Source organism: Aquabacterium sp. A08, from assembly GCF_011742065.1.
This window is the reverse complement of sequence record NZ_JAAQQT010000103.1, coordinates 1-448: the sequence shown is the minus strand read 5'-3', so window position 1 is coordinate 448 and position 448 is coordinate 1. Positions and strand designations below refer to the sequence as shown.

The window sequence follows — 448 nt, the reverse complement described above, 5'->3', positions numbered from 1 at the left end:
TGTCCATGCAGCTGATCCGCCCCTTTGTGGGGGATTTTTACATCCCCGGCCTGGGCCTGCTGCTGGCCACCGGCGCCATCGTGCTGACCGGCTTCTTGATTTCGGGCAAAACCACGGCGCGGCTGCTGTCATGGGTGGAGCTGCCGTTCACCAACCTGCCGGTGGTCAAGAGCGTGTACTCCTCGCTCAAAAGCTTCGCCGACTATTTTGCGCCCCAACCCGCCGGCGGCGCCAGCCAGCAGGTGGTGGTGTTGCGTCCGCCGGGGCAGGACGTGGAAATCGTCGGCCTCATCACCCGCAACCACCTGCGCGGCTTGCCGCCGGGTTTTCTGCCCGGTGACCGGGTGGCGGTGTACCTGCCCATGGGTTACATGATCGGCGGCTACACCCTGTTCGTGCCGCGCGACTGGCTCACCCCCATCGACATGTCGGTGGAAGAAGCCATGCG

At 65.2% G+C, this 448-nt stretch carries 1 protein-coding gene; it reads left to right on the top strand.

The features are described from left to right. Nucleotides 1–448: DUF502 domain-containing protein (locus HA630_RS00590; protein WP_166832039.1), on the top strand; the 448-nt coding region annotated here is incomplete at both ends.